This window comes from Shewanella sp. UCD-FRSSP16_17 (genome assembly GCF_001675935.1).
In the GTDB taxonomy this organism is placed as follows: Bacteria; Pseudomonadota; Gammaproteobacteria; order Enterobacterales; family Shewanellaceae; genus Shewanella; species Shewanella japonica.
The window spans coordinates 189550-206039 of record NZ_LZFV01000002.1 but is presented as its reverse complement, the minus strand read 5'-3'; the positions used below and the strand labels follow the sequence as shown (position 1 = coordinate 206039).

Below are 16490 nucleotides of genomic sequence, written 5' to 3'. Positions count from 1 at the left end.
TATAAGTTGTAAGGGAAGCAAGACAACAATGAATAAAATCATGGATTTACCTGTAATCTACTCGTTAAGAAATTGTCCGTTTGCAATGCGAGCTCGTATTGCCATTTATAAGTCAAAACAGCCTGTATTACTGCGAGACTTAGTATTAAGCGACAAACCCGCTGAAATGCTATCAGTATCGCCTAAAGGCACTGTGCCAGTCGTTGTGACCCCAACGGGTACTATTATAGAAGAAAGTTTTGAAGTGATGTTATGGGCGTTGACCCAAGGCGATCCTGATGACTTGTTGTTTGCCGATGATGACACTTTAGATAGCATGCTGGCGTTAATCTACATCTTTGATAGCGAGTTTAAGCGCTGTTTAGAAAACTACAAATGCGCTAAACGTTATAGTGAATCTAATATTGTGGAATGCAGACAAGCTTGCGAAAAGTACATCGTTAAGTTGGAAGAATTACTGTCACAGCATCGCTTTTTAATGGCTGATAGAGAAAGCTTAGCAGATATTGCAATACTGCCGTTTATTCGTCAATTTGCCCGGGTTGAGCGCCAATGGTATCTACACGCTCCATATCCTCATTTACGTATTTGGCTGAACCGTTATTTGCAAAGCAAGATGTTCAGTAAAGTCATGACTAAACATCCGCTTTGGTTAGAAAATCGAGAAGATATTCTGTTTTGTGGTTAATTCCTACCTGCCATTACTCCGCCGTCAATATCCCATATGGCGCCTGTAACCCAACTGGATTGCTCACTGAGTAAAAAGTCGATTGTTGCCGCTACATCATCTGAGGTACCAATTCTGCCAATGGGGTGAAACTCATTGAAAGAGGCTAAGGTTTCATCCATTGCATCAGGTTCAATGAATGCCCCATAGATAGGGGTGTTGACCACAGCGGGGGAGACTGCATTCACTCGAATATTGTATTCAGCTAGCTCCATTGCCATATGCTGAGTTAGTGAGTGCAAACCCGCTTTTGCCATAGAGTAAGCAGATGATGGCGTTGCTTTAATCGCTTGTTTAGCCCACATTGAGCCAACATGTACAATTGCGCCAGCTTGATATTGACGCATGTTTTTAGCGATTGCTTGGGAGATAAAAAAACTCGCACGATTCAGGTTTATATAACTATCGTAATCTGATTGCTGGTGGTCTAAAAAGGCGGTTGGGATGAATTTACCTGCTGCGTTAACAAAGTATTGAATGTGATACTGTGCTTGTTCAATGATACTGATGAGTTGTGCGATATCATCACTTTGATATAAATCTGCTTGCAGGGTTTGTAGTGTGGCTGTTGAAGGTATTTCATCTAATACGGTTTTAGCTGCGATTAATTTATCTACTGAACTGCCGACAATTAAGGTGTTGATGCCTTGAGCAAGCAAACGCTTAGCACTTGCTAACCCTATGCCACTTGAACCGCCTAAGACGATGGCTGAAAACGCATCGAGTGATGGTGTTAAATTGTTCATCAGTTGACTCCAAATTGTTTGAGTTATATTGCCTATAGACTCAGTTTAATAAACGCTTTAGGCTATTGAAAAGTAGGCACAATTTAGTGTCATAGGTACTTATTGGTACATATTTATGAAAACAAAAGAAAATTTATTTTCAAAGAAGTCAGCACCCAATAAAAGTGCGCGTATGGTTGAAGCGATTTATGGATGTAAGTGGTCACTGACTGTGTATCAGTTATTGGCAAATGGTATCAATCGACCTGGGGCTATGGTGAGTCATGTTGAGGGCTTAACCACAAAAGTGCTCAATGTGTGTTTAAAGCGAAATGTTGAGTTTGGTATTTTAGAAAAAGTCACTTTCAACGAGCTTCCACCAAGAGTTGAGTACAAGGTAACTGACTTTGGCCAAAAGTTTTTACGCATCCTAGATGAGTTAGAGAAATTACAGCAAGAAATTGATACTGATTTTTCATCACTAAATTGACACAAAAAAGCCCGCAATGCTTGCGGGCTTTTGTATTAGAAATAAACTGTTTCAGCTTACTATATTGACGGATTAAAGTTCTACGTTAATCCAGACTAAACGGTGATCAGAAGAGACTGATTTTCCGCCGCCGCCCCAATTACCTACACGCTCGTCATTCATCATTAGACGACCTTCTTCAAAAGTCGCTGGCCAGAATACACCTGAATCAGTCACATTCAAGTCACTTGAAGGGATAACGTGGTCTAAGCGTAAACCAGATGTGCTGGTCACAAGATCTGGGTACTTAGTGCCCCAGTTTTCTTCTTTACATTCACCGTTAGACAAACACTCTGGTCCGCCTAAGCTACTTGGTGCGTAAATTCCGTGAGTAGCAAGTTGGTTAACTTGGTCACTGTACATTAAGTCTTTGATGGTATCTAAGTAGCCATCACCAGATTCTGGATCAGCATTCAAGTCACCTAAGATCACAAATGATGCATCGCTATCGATACCGCCTTTGTTACCTTCATCATCGTAAATATAGCTACCTTCACCAGATGTGTAATCATCCCAGAATTTGATTTCAGCACGGTTAAGTAACTTGTTGTTTTCAGTCACAGTGTCGAAAATAGGTGGTGTTGGGTGCGACATTAATAAGTGAATGACTTTATCGCCATCTGCTGTAGGAATGATAATAGGGGCATCAACATGGTTCTTAGATGACATTGGCTTTTCTGCCCATGCCTCAGCGCTGTACCATTCATCACCACATGCCTTACCTTCTGGGATCGGATTGTTTTCGTCTTCACAGTTAATGATGGTTGGGTTGGTTTCGCCTGGCATGTCTTTCCATTTGAAGTCTTGGAAAGTACGGATGTTATCTGTATCAATTGGGTATTGAGACAGTAAGCTGAATGCATATTGACCGTGGTAGAAGCCAAAGCCCCAAGCATCATCAGGAAGGGCAACTTTACCATCGTGGTTCAAGTCGTGACCACTTAATAGGCCAGTATTTGTGGCGAAGTTTTCAAAATAACCAAACTGTATTGGCTCAAGGGCTTCAAATTCTTCAGATGTTGAACCTAACGCATTTTGTGGCACAGTCAGGTAGTTTAAACGGAAACCTTGAATTGCTTGTTGGCTTTCTGCTGTCCCGTCGTTATTGAATTCACCCATCCATAAGATTGCAGGTCGTTCAGTTTGGATAATTGCTGCAACGTTGCGAATTTGAATAACCTTTTCTGCAACAGCTAGTTCTTCGTCGCTAAGTGACTCATCGAACCATTTCTCCATTAATTCATCTTGCTCTGCGACGGTTAACGCCATTTCAGCGACAAGATCTTCAAAGGTGTTTCTGTCAAATGACAAGTTATAAGCACCGATGCGTACATCTGTTGTTTCAGGTGCTGGTTCACCTGGATAGTAGTTGTTTGTTTCGTCGTTGCAACCCGTAAGCAACGCTACACCGACAGCTAAAGCTGCAGCAGTTTTAAACATTTTCATATTGAACCCCATTTATTATTTATGTATTCCCTTTACTGGGAATTGAGCGAGATTTTAGCCATGTGTAATGAGGGGCTACAAATAAAATATACCAATGTAAACGCGGGGTTAATCGCAGATCCGTTTGTGTCTTAATTGGGTCTTGAGTGTTTACTGTGAGTTGCGCTTAGGTTGGTTTTGTTGGTGTTTATTGCGAGTTGCTTAATTGAGTGGGCCGCTGTTGGATTAACTTGATTTTACCATTACGTCTTGAGCTTTTTAGCTGTACTTGTATCAATATAAAGCCCGCGAAATGCGGGCTTAGTATTGATGACAACTTATATGCAGCTAAAGGTGCATCTATAGATGCCGCTAAGTGATTATTAACGAGTTAACAGTAAGCTATTCACCTTTTTGAAAGCTTAGTTCAGTCGTTGACTCAACGGATGCGGCAATATCAGCTTCATTAAATAGAAACGGACGCAATTGCTTTTCTGTTGAATAAAACACACTTTGATCGGCAAAAGAAGGACTAAGAATATTATTCGACTCAGAATAAGTTAAGATTCCTTTAGCCACAGGGCCATCATCAGTAAAGCTCACCGCCATCATCCAGCTTGAACCATAGCGAATGTGATAGCCTTCGGCAGTTAACCCTGAAGCCAAAGGCGCCCCTGATACCGCGTCCATCACTGCGGCATATTCATGCTGAGGTATTAACGTATCATCGCCTGACAAGCTGGTAGAAAATACATTAAATCCGCCTTCTGCATTGTGGGTTCCAGGCCAAGGTAGTTTGGTGCCAGAAGCGCTGCCATCAGGTAATGATTTTTCAACAAATTGAACAGACCCCATTGGCGCATCAACTTCAAATCCTGCCGCTTCAACATTAAGAGTTGCACGAGCAAGTGCTACGAGCGCACTGCCATCTGTGGTTAAGGTATGGGGCGTAGTTGCGGCATTGTTGTAGTCAAATGGCACCGCTAACATGCTGTTTTGATCAAACTGATGTGCAAACTCACGAATTAATGCGCCGCCAACGCTGTCGTTATCTTGTTTACCGTTCCACGCCTTTAGCGCAATACAAGCGCCACTGATATCTTTAGAAATCGAATCAGTCACCATGACTGGCGTGTCAGCTTGTGCATCACACTGGCTGATTAGGTCAGTGAAAATAAGATCGTTTAAATATATCCGGTTAGACAGCAGCGCGGTCTCTAGCTCATCAATATTAAACTTACCATCATCACCTGCTGCATCTTCCATTAAAGTAAGTGCCATGCGGGTACGAAGTGACAGTTGGCCTCGCTCAGGGCCATACATTGGTGAATAATTCTCTAATGGCTCATCAAGGTTAGTTGACCAGAATGAGTTATTAGAGTTTTGCACAAAGTCAGTACGTTCAAGCTTTGGCGCTCGGTTGTACGGCATTGGGCTGTCGAAATCAAAAATAGAGGTGTTACCAGGTAAGATGGTAAAGCCTGCTTGTTCTCTAGCCGCAATAATATCTGGGTTGGTTTTTAACAATGATACGGCAAAGTCACTTAAGCCCGGCACTGTTGAGTCATCAATGTAAAAGGCATTACCTTCTTTATCCGCATACATGGTGTTATTAAAAATAACCCCGTCATAGTTCTTAAAGGCTTGTTGAAACTCATCTTTATTGGTAGCGCGATTCATTGCAAACCAATGATCGATAGGATCTTTAGTTGCCATATTGGCATCTTGAATCATAAAGGCTTGGCCATCATCCCAACCAAAAGGAGCAAGTCCGACAGGGGCTTCTACAATTGGTCCTTTAGCCGTGKTGTAGATGTCTTTTTCCGCAATGAGCATACCTGCAGGTCCGCCATTAACGAGGACTTGCACGGTTTCTTTGTTGATTGGCATGGGGTTACCTTCATAAAGGTATTGCATGCGATCGCCACTGACTAGCTCAAGGTTATACATCACAAAATGCTCGGCAGTTGAGAAGGTATGTGTCCAAGCTAGGTCTTTGTTAAAGCCAATATTGATTAACCCTGGCATGCCAACGAGTGATCCGCCCATGACATCAAGCTGGCCTGGAATCGTGATATGCGATTGCCAAAAACGCAAGTTGCCCGTATGAGGGAAATGCGGATTACCTAGCACCATTCCTTTGCCATTTTCAGTTTTATCTTTACCGAGTCCCCAGCCGTTTGAGCCTAAATCACGAGGGTTGGTATCTGGTGTCGTAATGGTATTGGCACGAGCGATTAATTTGGTTTTCACATCTTGAATAAAGGCGGTTTGCATTGCTGATGGCGCTGGGCCAACAATACGTGGCAGGTACTCTTCAGCATCACCAGGATTAGCGTAAAAGATTAAATCTAAAAAGTTAGCTGCGCCCGGTAATAAGGCGATAGAGAATAAATAGTTTGCAACATCGACCCCTTCAATGGGTTTAACCCAAGGTTGACCTGCGCAAAAAGGGGAAGCTTGCTGTTCCCCTGCATCGACGTCAGCAAGATATTGGTTGTATCCTGCGCTGAAGCCTTCCATTAATGCACGTGAGTTATAACTAAATTGTGAGTATTGGTTTTCGGCTAACTCGCGAATTTTAAGTGCTTTATAAGCAAAATCTGAAATTAAATTGCCGTTATCTTCAGCTGTTGGAAGTCCTGTGGCAAAGTCAATTGAGGCGTGAGGCCCAAAATACATTGAGCGTTCAGAATTGGCTTTGATAAATCCATCGGCAAGTATACATAAGTTATCTTGTGCTTGGGCGTACCCGCTGCCAAACGCCAAGCTTTCAAGGTTGTCAGCTTGAATATGTGGAACGCCATAAGCAGTTCGACGAATTTGTGCTTTAAGCATCCCGTCTGGTGCAAAAGCTTGCAGTGGCGGTGTGACTTCAGGTTCAGGGGTAACTTCAGGGGAGCGAGAGTAGTCTGTGTCATTGCCGCAACCAGCGATAAAAACTGAAGATGCAACGCCAATAGCTAGCATGAGTTTATTCAAATGCATTACTTTCATGGAAAATTATCCTTATTATTGTTGTCTCATTTTATTGATAAATGAGTGAGTCTTGCCTTTCCTTGGTGTCTCAACTTCAGAGCAGTTGTGCCTTTAGGGCCACAATATCGAAATACAACAAAAACACCTGATTCGATTAAAGCAATCATTCAAACGTATGTCTATATTTAACCTGTTTCAGTTTATGTCAGAAATAAAGCGCTAGATGAGAGTGGGTAAAATGGGTGTGTTGTCATGAAAATCAATAAATAAAGTACCGCTTCACAGATTTACACTTTATCCACTAATTTAGTGACATTAGATGAACTATTTTGTCATTATTTCGGTCTATTAAGCTGCCATTGTCTATGTCCTTGGTAACGCATTTTTTTATTGTCATTTTACAACCGTATTTATTGCTCGAGCAGAATGAGGGCAATATAAGGAAAGTTTGTTGAATATTGTCAAAACGATCATTTTTTCTACTTTGATGTTGATGCTGGCAAGCATCACTCCATTGGCCAATGCTGCTACGACAGGTTGGCTAGTCAATGATAATCATCCGCCAGTAAAAGTTCGCTTTATGCTGACCGGAGAGCTTGATGAAAAAACCAATACGGTTCCTGCCATTTTAGATGTGCAATTAGATGATGATTGGAAGATGTACTGGCGTACGCCGGGTGAGGGCGGCATTGCCCCGAAAATAGATTGGAGTGAGTCATCTAATCTTGGAGACGTGAATTGGCAATGGCCGACGCCTCAGCAATACACCATCATGGGTTATAAAACCCAAGGTTATCAAGGTGAGGTGGTATTCCCTATTGCGCTGAAGGTAGAAGATATTAATGCGCCAACGTCACTGATGGGCAAATTTACCTTATCATCGTGCACCACGGTTTGTGTGTTAACAGATTATCAACTAGAACTGGACTTTACTGCGAGTCAGCTTCAAGCCGATACAGAAGCAATGTTCGAGTTCAATAAAGCTATTTCGGCCGTGCCACAATTAGTGGATATTGATATGGCTAATGATCAAGTTAATGTGGGGTGGGACAAAGCGCAAAACCTACTCCAAGTGACGTTATTAGATGACAGTTGGCGTCAGCCACAGGTCATTGTTGATGGCGATAAAGAAACCAATTTCAATCCTATTAGCGTAAGTCGACAAACACGTGATGATGGCTCGAAAGTATGGACGGCTTTTTTTGAGGTATCGACTTGGAACGAAGATGCCCAATTGGATACGAAGCAACTGAATATTACGGTAAGTGATAATCAGCGAGCGTATGAATACGCAGCGAATGTTCAGTTAGCCTCAATTGATATGTCAGATAATTCATTACTGACTATGCTATTTTTTGYATTACTAGGCGGGTTGATTCTTAATGTGATGCCTTGTGTATTACCTGTATTAGGGATGAAGTTAAGTTCTGTTATTGCTGCGCCTGACTTGCAGAAAAATCAAATAAGAACCCAATTTATCGCTTCTGCATTTGGCATTATTGTGTCGTTTTGGCTGTTGGCTGCCTTTGTGATTATGCTGAAGGTTACGGGACAAGCTGTGGGATGGGGCGTGCAATTCCAAAACCCTTGGTTTATTGGGTTTATGGTGATTGTCACTTCTGTATTTTCGCTGAATATGCTTGGTGCATTCGAAATTAATCTTCCATCGAGCTTGCAGACTAAACTTGCTACCACGGGTGGCAATGATCATCGAGGTCATTTTTTACAAGGCATGTTTGCCACTTTACTCGCCACCCCTTGTAGTGCCCCGTTTTTAGGGACCGCAGTGGCTTTTGCCTTAGGGGCTGATGTACTTAGCTTAATGGTCATCTTTACTGCATTAGCAATAGGAATGGCACTACCCTGGCTATTAGTGGCTATGTTTCCGCAAATAGCCCGTTATTTCCCTAAACCAGGGCGCTGGATGAACATCGTTAAAGTGTTCTTCTCGGTGCTATTGTTGATGACAAGTTTATGGCTAATCAGCCTATTATCAAGCTTTATCAATGTCATAGCTCTATGGGTCCTTGCGGCTGTGTTAGTGCTAGGTTTTTTTGGGCTTATGGCCAAGCAATATGGCGTTCCAGCTGTTATTGCAAGTTTTAGCATGGTGGTGATGTTTGCTGCTATTGGCGCATTTGCAACGTCTGACGACTGGTCAAATCCGCTGCCAACGGATCTCGCTTGGACGCCTCTTGAGCAAACAGATATTGCAAGTAGCGTGGCTCAAGGCAAAACGGTATTTGTGGATGTAACCGCTGATTGGTGTATTACCTGTAAAGCCAACAAGGTTGGGGTGATTTTACAAGACCCTGTTTATTCAACGCTAAAACAAGACCATATGGCGTTAGTGGAAGGTGATTGGACAACAGCATCGCAACCGATTACTGATTACTTACAAAGTCATGGCCGATTTGGGGTGCCGTTTAACGTGGTTTACGGCCCTAATGCACCAGATGGGATAAAGCTCCCGGTCATTTTAACGACAGAACAAGTGCTTGCAGCAATTGAGCAAGCATCAGCTCGATAAGTTTTATCAACCAATGTGAATACAAATGTTGAGTCTGGCGGTCTAGTCAACGAGCAGTCGCAGTACTGAGTAAAAACCTGAGTCTGAATATCAGAATTGAAATCAGTCGTGAAACCTGTATTGCGATAATCGAGCCCTCTTAGACACGATAAGATATTGGAACACCAGATAACGATGAAAGAGCCCAACCAGAAAACATGGGGTAAGAAACTACTCAGTGGTTTAAAACAATTATCAATTATGTTGGTATTGTTTATTTTGGTATCGACAGTGGTTGATCTTTGGCGAGGAAAAGATTTACCAACAGAGTCATTACCAACGATGACTGCAGTCGACTTAAATGGTGACCTTGTTGATGTGTTGGCCATGAGCCATGACGATGCTGTGTTAGTCTACTTTTGGGGAACATGGTGTCCTGTATGTCAATTTGTGACTCCAGCAGTAGATATACTCAGTGCACACTATTCAGTGGTCTCGGTCGCAATGAGCTCAGGCAGTGATGAAAAAATGAAGCACTTTTTGTCTGACAAAGGGTATACATTAAGTACGATAAATGATCGACAAGGTTTCTTATCTCGTAAGTGGTCTGTGCAAGTGACGCCAACTGTCATGGTATTTAAAAACGGTGAATTGCAATATTACACCACCGGCTTTACCAGTTTACCCGGGATGTGGTGGCGATTACTCACAGCCTAGCTTATTACTGAAATAAATGTTGCCCAACTAAAAAACCAACACCAGCATAGTGTTGGTTTTTTATTATGTGGCTGTGGCTGTGGCTGTGGCTGTGGCTGTGGCTATGGCTATGGATATAGGTCATTGGTTTTCTTAGCTTGAATAAGGCGTTAGGTAGGGTTATAACTGATATTAGAATGATTTTTTATTGAACAAATCTGACGTTGCTTTTTATAACCGCTTAGGTGAACTATGAAAAAATTTAACCTGATTGAGTCAAATAATGCGGGATTTACATTGATTGAAATGGTTGTGGTTATCATTATTTTAGCCGTGCTTGCAATCATCGCTGCCCCCAAGTTTTTAAACTTGAAAACCGATGCATCCATTGCAAGTCTCGATAGCTTAGAGGCCGCCATAAAGTCCGCTAATTCAATTGTTTACTCTAAGCTGGCAATTGAAGGTAAAGAAAAACTTTCTTCGTCCTCTATTGAACTTAACGGAGAAACTATCACCACAAGCTTTGGTTTTATTTCGCCTACTGCTGACAATATTGAAAATGCGATAGAGGGAAGTTTTGAGCAAGTTAATAACCTTAATGCTGAGATCACTGCTGATTGGGGCACCTTTGAAATTGCAGGGATCTTGGTGTTGTTATTTCCAAAAGGCTATACCTTCACTGATACTTGCTACTTTTTTTACTTAGCATTTCCTGGCGCTACCGAACCGAGTTTTTTTGCAAACCAAACCGGTTGCTAAGAGTAGTTTTTATAACGTTATTTTTCGTATTCTACGATGCTAAATATTGTCTCTCGTAAGTCGGTTAAATATAGACATAATTGGCAACATATTAGTGTGTGCGCATATAACGGCAGTGACGTATAGTCGTTATGGCATACAATTACGGCATAAAATTACGGCATACAATAACTAAGATAATTGTTTAACTTAAGCGAATTTGACTAGCAACTCATTACATTGAGCGGAAAAGGAAGATTGACATGTTAAGGATTGATAAGAGTAAGACTTGGATTGCTGCAGTGATAGCTGGAACCTCTTTGTTGTGTAGTTTTTCATCTTTTGCTGCCCTTACGCCATTTCAACAAGATGTCATTGAAGTGATGAAAATGGAGCATCGTACAGATGCCGATAAGCAAAGAGATGATAATCGTGCCCCTTATTATGCGTTGGAATTTTTTGGCTTAACAAAAGAGATGAAGGTTATTGAATTCGCTCCTGGTGATGGTTGGTATAGCAAAATACTGGCCCCGCTGTTAAAAGATCAAGGTGAATTGCACTTAGCCTATAAAGCAGAATGGTTAGAAGGTTTGAATGATCTGTTAGCAAAAGATGCGATGAGTAAAGCGCAAAAGCTACCTATAGCATTGGACTGGAACCCAAAAGCAAGAAGTTACACATTAGGTAATATTGATTTTGGTATGACAGATGCCGATATGATGCTCAGTATTCGCGAGTACCATAACTTCAATGTAGAAGATAAAACTAAACTGAATAAAGCCACATTTGATGCGTTAAAACCGGGGGGGATTTATGTGATTGTTGATCATACTCGACGCCACATGATGCCTGAAACTGATGAAATGCGTCGCCGTGAAGATCCTGTCGATGTGATTTTAGAAGTGCAAGCCGCAGGATTTGTGTTAGAGAAATCATCGAATATGTTTTACCGCCCTGATGATGAATTACGTTACGAGGTTGGGCGTAAAACCGTGACTGGCAATACGGACAGATTCACTTTGGTATTTAGAAAACCAAAGTAAAGAATATCAATGGAGCTCATTGAGTGAATAAAACGGCATACGGTTTCCCTATGTCGTTTTTTATGGCTGAAATAAGGCCAAATGCCAAGCTTTCGGTGATGCTGCTCAACTATATTATTGTTAAAGATTGAATGAATGAAATTTTCTATGCTAGAAATATTAGTCAGTTGCTGTGTGCAGAGTATTCAATTTCATTAGTCAACATTTTGACAAAGGTGGCGACATGCGAAAATGTGAGCTTCAAATACCACCTTTTTAGACTCGGGTGATAAAAAAATGCCTAAGTCGATAGTTAGTTGAGCTTATAGAGTGATAGACTCAAGCTAGCGGTAGGTTTAGTTAAGTAATTAAAAGTAATGCATATTATTGTTGGTTAATTACTCAAAAAATACAGGCTTAGAAATACGCGGCTAGAAATTTTCCCAGAGTGCGTTAAGTAAGCTTATTGTGGTGTGATTTTTGCTTTTAATCATATATTGCATAAGTTTAATGGGTTTTCAGCCTACCGCATGGACATAATTACAATGATTTGGAGAGTGCATGTTTGATAATCAATCTATTCTGATAACAGGCGGTACTGGTTCGTTTGGACAGAAATATACAAAGACTATTTTAGCGCGCTATAAGCCAAAAAGGTTGATTATCCTATCAAGGGATGAACTAAAGCAGTACGAAATGCAGCAAGTCTATAATGATCCTTGCATGCGCTACTTTTTAGGTGATGTCCGTGATGCAGATAGAATGATGCAAGCATTCAAAGATGTAGATTATGTCATTCACGCAGCGGCAATTAAGCAAGTTCCGGCTGCTGAATACAATCCGATGGAATGCATCAAAACCAATATTCATGGTGCAGAAAATGTCATTAAGGCAGCGATTGCTAATAATGTAAAACGAGTCATCGCATTATCAACTGATAAAGCGGCTAACCCAATCAATTTATATGGCGCAACTAAGTTGGCTTCAGACAAGTTATTTGTTGCTGGTAACAACATTGTTGGTGATGGCAGAACACGCTTTTCAGCTGTGCGTTATGGTAATGTCGTCGGCTCTCGTGGTTCGGTTGTTCCTTTCTTCAAATCGCTTATTGCCAACGGCGCTGATTCTCTACCTATTACTCACCCTGATATGACACGGTTTTGGATCACACTTCAAGATGGTGTTGATTTTGTGCTGAAAAACTTCTCACGAATGCAAGGTGGTGAGATATTCATCCCTAAAATTCCTTCTGTACGAATTACTGATTTAGCTGAAGCATGTGGACCAGGTCTTAAGCAAGACATTGTGGGGATTAGACCTGGTGAAAAAATGCATGAAGTGATGTGCCCAGGAGATGATTCTCACCATACTTTAGAGTTTGATGATCACTTTGTGATTACCCCGAGTATTACTTTTTTTGGCAGAGATAACGATTACTCAACCAATAAACTCGGTGAGAAAGGGCAGTTAGTAGAACTCGGGTTTGAGTATGATTCCGGTAAGAACCCTGATTTTTTATCGATCGAACAAATTAAAAATCTGGATGAGGCGTAATAATGATTCCATATGGGCGCCAATCCATTTCTGATGCAGATATCGACGCAGTTGTTTCGGTACTCCATTCGGATTTTTTGACCCAAGGCCCGCAAGTGCCGTTATTTGAACAAAATATTGCTGACATCACTAAGTCATCATTCGCGGTCGCAGCCAACAGTGCAACCTCTTTATTACATGCCGCCTGTATTGCATTAGGAGTGACCGAGAAAGCATTAGTTTGGACAAGCCCTATCTCTTTCGTTGCATCTTCAAATTGTGCTCTATATTGCGGGGCTGAAATAGATTTTGTTGATATCGACCCACAAACTGCAAACATGTGTCCGATTGCATTAGCTGAAAAATTGGCCATTGCGGCGAAAAAAGGGGCTTTGCCTAAAGTCATTATTGCAGTTCATATGGCAGGCCATAGTTGCGATATGTTGCAGATTTCGGCACTCGCGCGACAGTATGGGGTTAACGTTATCGAAGATGCTGCCCATGCTATTGGTGGCCATTATCTAAACTCGCCTATTGGTAGTTGCCAATATAGTGATATTACCGTTTTTAGTTTCCATCCAGTCAAAATTATCACCACAGCTGAAGGTGGCGTTGCGACAACGAATGATCCTTTATTGGCCAAATCAATGGCGCTAACGTGTAGTCATGGTATTACCAAAAAACAAACCGAATTGCTCAACCCTGATGAAGGAGGTTGGTATTACGAACAACACGCTTTAGGGTTTAATTATCGCATGACGGATTTGCAAGCGGCACTTGGTAATAGTCAGCTTAATGTTTTGAGTACGTTTATAAGTAAGCGAAATGCACTTGCTTTGGAGTACCTGCAACAGTTTAACGATACTCAAATTAAAGTCGTTACGCCTTTAGAAGACACATTAAGTGCTTATCACTTGTTGCTTGTTAGGCTGCCAAAAGGCTGCAACAGAAAACAAATTTTTGAAAAGATGCGTGAAGCAGGCATTGGTGTGCATGTTCATTATATCCCGATTCATCTGCAGCCATACTATCAAGAGCTTGGCTTTAAGAAAGGTGATTTTCCGCAAGCTGAAGCTTACTATCAATCTTGCCTCACTTTACCTTTGTTTCCTGATTTAACCTCCGAGGAATTAGCATTCATTTGTGGCACTCTAAAGGAGTTAATCAAGTGAGAATTGCAATTATTCCTGCTCGTGGTGGCAGTAAACGTATTCCAAAGAAAAATATCCGCTCTTTTTGTGGTAAGCCAATCATTGCAAGATCGATTGAAGCGGCGATTGAATCTGAATTATTCGATCACGTTATTGTGTCTACTGATTGTCAGGAAATCGCAAAAATTGCCAAAGATTACGGCGCTGAAGTTCCCTTTGTTAGACCCGCTGAATTATCAAATGATGTGGCGACAACGCGTGTTGTGGTAAATCACACCATTAATTGGGTCAACGATAACTTAGGTGATGTAGAGCATGCTTGCTGCTTGTATGCAACAGCACCGTTTGTAACAGCTAAAGCGATAAAGCAAAGTTTTGCTCAACTTATTGAAGTGGGGACAGACTTTTGCTTTACCGTGACAAGTTTTGCCTCACCTATCCAGCGTGCATTATTTATGAATGACGCTGGCCATGTTGAAATGTTTACCCCGCATCAATTACAAACTCGCTCTCAAGATCTCGTCGAGGCCTATCACGATGCTGGACAGTTTTATTGGGGTAAAGCTGAAGCTTTTTTACGAGGAGATATAATGTACTCCAACCATGCTACGCCTTTTATTGTGCCGAGGTATCAAGTGCAAGATATTGATACTGAAGAAGATTGGGTGTTTGCTGAACGTATATTTCTAGCGGGAAGAATGTGAAACAAGTCGTAATCCGTGCAGATAGTGGCCGCCATATCGGTAGCGGTCATATTATGCGTTGTTTGACTATTGCAAAGTTACTCAAAAAACTGGGTGCAGAAGTGACATTTTGTTGTCGTAATCATTTTGGTCATCAATCTGACGTTTTGAGAGCGTTTCCGCTTGTCATGCTGCCAGAGCCTGAAAAATATACCCACGAGCATGGTGATTATCCTCATAGCCATTGGTTGGGATGCACAGAAGAAAAAGATGCTGAGCAGACGATACGTGAGTTAACACGAGCTGGTATAAAGCCTGATTGGGTCATCGTTGACCATTTCTCTTTAGGTGCAATCTGGGAGCAAAAGTTAACATCAGAAACCCACGCTCGTGCTTTGGTCATTGATGGACTCAGAGATAGGCCACATGAATGTCAGCTTCTTATTGATCCAACACTAAATAAACGTTCAGCTACACCAGGAGAAGGTCAGGTACTTTTTGGCCCTTGGCATATTCCCCTTCGTGAGGAATTTACCGAGATTAATCCGAAACGAAGAACTGAACTTAACAAAGTGTTTGTGTGTTTTGGTGGCGTTGATAAAGATGACATCACGGGACAAGTTTGTGATGTGTTAACCCAGCCGTCATTTCGAAACAAGTTAGAAAAAGTCGATGTTGTGGTTGGTTCGTCATACCCTCACATTGAGCGACTTAGTGTGTTATGTCAGCAATATTCAGGTTATTTGAATCTTGAAGTTCAATCGACACGAATATCAAAACTGATGGCTGATGCTGATTTAGCCATTGGTGCTGGTGGCGGGATTTCTTGGGAACGTTGCGCCGCAGCATTGCCAGCGCTTTGTTGGACGATTGCAGATAATCAGACCGTACCTAATGAACAACTAGCCAGCTTAAATGCCATTATTCACCTCGGAAAAGTGAGTGAAAATTTAACGCACGAACTTGAGTCAAAGATGGCTTTATTATTCGCACAACCCGAAATAATGTCAGCGATGTCTGCGAGTGCAAAAAAGGTCATGTTAGGGTGGGATAAGAAAAATACTTGGATGAAACACATACTCAACTAAGTGATTAAAATTAGGAATAAAATTGTATGGTTAAAAAGCGAATCGTTATCATTGGTGGCGCCGGAAATGGGGCAGTATTAGCGCAAATTATACTGGATATGCAGCGCGCCGGTGATGATATTGAGCTAGCCGGATTTCTTAATGATCATCACAGTACTGATGAATTACTGTTTCATTGGCCAGTGCTAGGGAAACCTTCACAATGGCGCGACTTAGACCAAGATGTACTCTTTGTATTTGCTTTGTTAAGTGTTGGGAAAATGCGAGAAAGGGCTGATTTATTAAAGTCGCTGGGCATTCCGTCTAAGCGGATGGCGACCTTAATTCACCCGAGTGCAATGATAGGTTTTGATTCGCAAATTGGTGCTGGTAGTGTGATTTGCTCGAATGTATCTATTCAACCTCAGGTTAAAATCGGCAGCAATGTGTTTGTTCGAGCTGGAGCGAATGTGGGGCATGATGTACAAATCTTTGATTATGTCGATATTGGTCCTAATGTGTGTTTGTGTGGATATGCCTGCGTGCAAGAAGGGGTACATGTTGCTGCCAATGCCGTAGTACGTGATGGTTTAAACCTTGGAGCTTTTTCTGTTATTGGAGCGGGCTCTGCGCTGTTAAAAGATGCTGGCGAAGGCACTACATGGCTTGGTAATCCAGCCCGTCGAGTCAGCTAGATAAGAGGTGG

Annotated in this window: 14 protein-coding genes; 11 read left to right on the top strand and 3 right to left on the bottom strand. The window is 41.7% G+C overall.

Going from position 1 to position 16490, the window contains the following annotated elements; all coding sequences use genetic code 11:
- Positions 1 to 28: 28 nt before the first annotated feature.
- Positions 29 to 688 carry a glutathione S-transferase gene (locus A9267_RS05810; protein WP_065108568.1) on the top strand — a complete coding sequence of 220 codons (660 nt, stop codon included), beginning with the start codon at positions 29 to 31 and terminating at the stop codon, positions 686 to 688.
- Here A9267_RS05810 and A9267_RS05805 read toward each other — a convergent pair.
- Positions 685 to 1473: an SDR family NAD(P)-dependent oxidoreductase gene (locus A9267_RS05805; RefSeq protein ID WP_065108567.1), complete on the bottom strand. Its 789-nt coding sequence runs from the start codon at positions 1471 to 1473 to the stop codon at positions 685 to 687. The genes A9267_RS05810 and A9267_RS05805 overlap by 4 nt on opposite strands.
- A gap of 115 nt (positions 1474 to 1588) precedes the next feature.
- Here A9267_RS05805 and A9267_RS05800 point away from each other — a divergent pair, with 115 nt between their 5' ends.
- On the top strand, positions 1589 to 1942 hold the full coding sequence (locus A9267_RS05800; RefSeq protein ID WP_065108566.1) for a winged helix-turn-helix transcriptional regulator: 354 nt from the start codon (positions 1589 to 1591) through the stop codon (positions 1940 to 1942).
- A gap of 72 nt (positions 1943 to 2014) precedes the next feature.
- Here the strand turns inward: A9267_RS05800 and A9267_RS05795 are convergent, their stop codons facing one another.
- Positions 2015 to 3427: an endonuclease/exonuclease/phosphatase family protein gene (locus tag A9267_RS05795; protein WP_065108565.1), complete on the bottom strand. Its 1413-nt coding sequence runs from the start codon at positions 3425 to 3427 to the stop codon at positions 2015 to 2017.
- Positions 3428 to 3808: 381 nt separating this feature from the next.
- The gene (locus A9267_RS05790) at positions 3809 to 6394 is read right to left on the bottom strand and encodes an acylase (protein ID WP_065108761.1); all 2586 of its coding nucleotides are present in this window, start codon (positions 6392 to 6394) and stop codon (positions 3809 to 3811) included.
- A 442-nt stretch (positions 6395 to 6836) separates the two neighbouring features.
- On the opposite strand from A9267_RS05790, the gene A9267_RS05785 reads away from it, so the two are divergent.
- The 9 genes from A9267_RS05785 (at position 6837) to A9267_RS05745 (ending at position 16479) form a co-directional block, all read left to right on the top strand.
- Positions 6837 to 8915 carry a protein-disulfide reductase DsbD family protein gene (locus A9267_RS05785; protein ID WP_065108564.1) on the top strand — a complete coding sequence of 693 codons (2079 nt, stop codon included), beginning with the start codon at positions 6837 to 6839 and terminating at the stop codon, positions 8913 to 8915.
- A 174-nt stretch (positions 8916 to 9089) separates the two neighbouring features.
- Positions 9090 to 9611: a protein disulfide oxidoreductase gene (locus A9267_RS05780; RefSeq protein ID WP_055025077.1), complete on the top strand. Its 522-nt coding sequence runs from the start codon at positions 9090 to 9092 to the stop codon at positions 9609 to 9611.
- 231 nt (positions 9612 to 9842) lie between these two features.
- Positions 9843 to 10349: a prepilin-type N-terminal cleavage/methylation domain-containing protein gene (locus A9267_RS05775; RefSeq protein WP_055025076.1), complete on the top strand. Its 507-nt coding sequence runs from the start codon at positions 9843 to 9845 to the stop codon at positions 10347 to 10349.
- Positions 10350 to 10591: 242 nt separating this feature from the next.
- The gene (locus A9267_RS05770) at positions 10592 to 11371 is read left to right on the top strand and encodes a class I SAM-dependent methyltransferase (protein ID WP_065108563.1); all 780 of its coding nucleotides are present in this window, start codon (positions 10592 to 10594) and stop codon (positions 11369 to 11371) included.
- Positions 11372 to 11911: 540 nt separating this feature from the next.
- On the top strand, positions 11912 to 12904 hold the full coding sequence (gene pseB / locus A9267_RS05765; protein WP_055025074.1) for a UDP-N-acetylglucosamine 4,6-dehydratase (inverting): 993 nt from the start codon (positions 11912 to 11914) through the stop codon (positions 12902 to 12904).
- 2 nt (positions 12905 to 12906) lie between these two features.
- Positions 12907 to 14055 carry a UDP-4-amino-4,6-dideoxy-N-acetyl-beta-L-altrosamine transaminase gene (pseC, locus tag A9267_RS05760; protein ID WP_065108562.1) on the top strand — a complete coding sequence of 383 codons (1149 nt, stop codon included), beginning with the start codon at positions 12907 to 12909 and terminating at the stop codon, positions 14053 to 14055.
- Entirely contained in the window at positions 14052 to 14738 is a 687-nt protein-coding gene (gene pseF / locus A9267_RS05755; RefSeq protein ID WP_055025072.1) for a pseudaminic acid cytidylyltransferase, read from the top strand. Before pseC ends, pseF begins: the two co-directional genes overlap by 4 nt.
- Positions 14735 to 15805 (top strand): UDP-2,4-diacetamido-2,4,6-trideoxy-beta-L-altropyranose hydrolase, encoded by a 1071-nt coding sequence (pseG, locus tag A9267_RS05750; protein WP_065108561.1) that lies wholly within the window; start codon positions 14735 to 14737, stop codon positions 15803 to 15805. Before pseF ends, pseG begins: the two co-directional genes overlap by 4 nt.
- A gap of 26 nt (positions 15806 to 15831) precedes the next feature.
- Entirely contained in the window at positions 15832 to 16479 is a 648-nt protein-coding gene (locus A9267_RS05745; RefSeq protein ID WP_065108560.1) for a NeuD/PglB/VioB family sugar acetyltransferase, read from the top strand.
- Positions 16480 to 16490 lie beyond the last annotated feature (11 nt).